Source organism: Protofrankia sp. CiP1_Cm_nod1, assembly GCF_920888515.1.
In the GTDB taxonomy this organism is placed as follows: domain Bacteria; phylum Actinomycetota; class Actinomycetes; order Frankiales; family Frankiaceae; genus Protofrankia.
In genome coordinates this window covers 1-2,482 of sequence record NZ_CAKKTM010000263.1, presented here as the reverse complement: position 1 = coordinate 2,482, position 2,482 = coordinate 1, and the positions used below count along the sequence as shown (strand labels likewise).

Annotated in this window: 3 protein-coding genes; 1 reads left to right on the top strand and 2 read right to left on the bottom strand. The window is 73.4% G+C overall.

Features of this window, described 5'->3' with window-relative positions:
- The coding region (locus NBX02_RS12215; protein ID WP_250291393.1) for an aminotransferase class IV at window positions 1–486 on the top strand (486 nt) is incomplete at its 5' end.
- A gap of 207 nt (window positions 487–693) precedes the next feature.
- On the opposite strand, the gene NBX02_RS12210 is transcribed toward NBX02_RS12215, so the two are convergent.
- Window positions 694–1,326, bottom strand: a complete 633-nt coding sequence (locus tag NBX02_RS12210) for an ATP-dependent Clp protease proteolytic subunit (RefSeq protein WP_250285971.1) — start codon at window positions 1,324–1,326, stop codon at window positions 694–696.
- A 123-nt stretch (window positions 1,327–1,449) separates the two neighbouring features.
- Entirely contained in the window at window positions 1,450–2,163 is a 714-nt protein-coding gene (locus NBX02_RS12205; RefSeq protein ID WP_250291391.1) for an MBL fold metallo-hydrolase, read from the bottom strand.
- Window positions 2,164–2,482 lie beyond the last annotated feature (319 nt).

Genomic DNA, 2,482 nt, shown 5'->3' with positions numbered 1-2,482 from the left:
GCCCCCGGCGCCGCCGCTCCCGCGGGGAAAGGCCCGGCACCAGAGGGCCCGGCCTCGGAGGGTCGAGCCGCCCCGAAGGGGCTGGCCTCGGAAAGCCCGGCCCTGCAAGGCCCGGGCGGGGAGGGCCCGGGCGGGGAGGGCCCGGGCTCGGGGAGCGGCGGCACGGGGAGCGGCGTTCCGGCGGGGCTCGTCTCGGAGGGTGCCACCTGGAACGTCGGCTTCTTCGACGGCGACCACGTGATCTGGCCTGCCGCGGACTGCCTGCGCGGCGTGACCATGCGGCTGCTCCAGCGGACGCACGGACGCACGACCGTCGCACCGGTCGACCGGCAGGGGCTGGCCGGCATGCGGGCCGCGTTCGCCACCAACGCGGCCGCCGGTGTACGCGCGATCGCCGCGGTCGACGGCCGGGAACTGGCGGCCGGCCACCCGATCGTCGAAACCCTCCGCCGGGAATACCTCGGCATCCCCGGCGAGCCGTTGTAGAGCGCCGCGGAGCCAGCGTCACGGAGCCAGCCTCGCGGGAGCCAGCCTCGCGGGAGCCAGCCTCGCGGGAGCCAGCGTCACGGAGCCGCTGTGACGCCCCGGAACGCCGCCGGGCGGCGCGGGGCCCGGTCCCGAAAATGCGGTAGGGCGGCGGGTGGCGCGGTAGGCGGCGGAGCGCCGCGCCGCGGCCCCGTACGTACCGTGCCGCTATTCGGAGGCGGCCTGTCGCAGCGAGTTCTTCCGGCTCTGGATGACCTCGTCGACGAGGCCGTACTCGACCGCCTCGTTCGCGTCGAGGATCTTGTCGCGTTCGACGTCCCGGCGGATCTGGTCGGGGCTCCGGTTGGTGTGTCGGGCGAGGATCGTCTCCAGCAGCTCCCGCATCCGCAGGATCTCCCGGGCGTGGATCTCCAGGTCGCTCGACTGCCCCTGGCTCTGACTGGACGGCTGGTCGAGCAGGATCCGGCTGTTGCCGAGGGCGAACCGCTTGCCGGGTGTCCCGGCCGCGAGCAGGACGGCCGCCCCGGAGACAGCCTGCCCGAGGCAGAGGGTCTGGATGTCGGGCCGGACGAACTGCAGCGTGTCGTAGATCGCCATCAGCGCGGTGAACGAGCCGCCCGGGGAGTTGATGTAGAGCGAGATGTCGCGGTCGGCGTCCTCGCCCTCGAGGTAGAGCAGCTGCGCCATGATGTCGTTCGCGGAAACGTCGTCGATCTGCGTGCCGAGGAAGATGATGCGTTCCTTCAGCAGCTTGGAGTAGGGGTCCATCCCGTATTCGCCGCGGGAGGTGCGTTCGATGATGTTGGGCAGGACGTAACGGTTCACAGCGGTGCGTGTCATGTGCTTCTCTCTCGGTTCTCTCGGTTCGGCCGGGTGGTGCCGCGCGGCCGCGGCGGCCGGTGGGGGCACGCCCGCGCGGTCAGGGCCGGGACGGGTGGTCGAGCATACGGGCGGCGGGCGTGGTCATCCACCGCCGAAGAAGGCCCGCCACTGTTCGACGGAACGGGGGCGGAACACCGCGTTGCCGCCGCGCACCGTCGACATCGGCGCGCTGGGCTGCGCCGAGTAGAAGTGGCCGGGGTAGACGACGGTGTCGTCGGGCAGCGCGGCCAGCTGCTGCAGGCTCGTGTACATGGCGTCGGGGTCGCCGCCGGGGAAGTCGGTGCGTCCGCAGCCTTCCAGGAAGAGCGTGTCGCCGGCGACGAGCCGGCCGTCCACCAGGAAGCACTGGCTGCCCGGGGTGTGCCCGGGGGTGTGCAGCAGGCGGATGGGCACGGCGCCGACGTCGAGCACGTCGTCGTGGTCGTGGCCGACGAGGTCGGTGGCGGACACGCCGGTGGAGCGTCGCACCCACTCGCTCTCGTCCCGCTGCACGTGTACCGGGACCTGGACGCGTGCGAGCAGCTCCGGCAGGCCCGGCAGGACGAAACCGAACATCGCGCCGCCGACATGGTCGGGATGGTGATGGGTGACCAGGGCGCCGGTCAGCCGCATCCCGTCGTCGGCCAGCACCGAGAGAAGATCGTCGACCGCGTACGCCGGGTCGATCACCACCGCCTCCCGGGTCTCCTGGTCCCCGATCAGGTAGGTGAAGTTGACCATCTGGGTTGCCACCGGGTTGCCGACCGCGTAGTCACGTCCGGACAGCAACTGACGAAAGTACAGACGGTTGACCATTGGCCCAGACTACGGCCGGGGCCGGCACCGCGACGGCCGGCCACCCGCAGCCATCATGCGGCCATCATGCCGGGATCCGGCGGCCGGCGGATCCCGGCGATCGGCGCTGGAGCACAGCGGCCAGCGGCCAGCGGCCAGGGGGCCAGCGGCCAGCGGCCAGGGGCCAGGGGCCAGGGGCCAGGGGCCAGGGGCCAGGGGCCAGGGGCCAGCGGCCAGCGGCCAGGGGCCAGCGGCCAGCGGCCAGCGGCCAGCGGCCAGCGGCCAGGGGCCAGGGGCCAGGGGGCCAGGGGCCGGCGGGAGCCCGGTGCCCGCCGTGCCC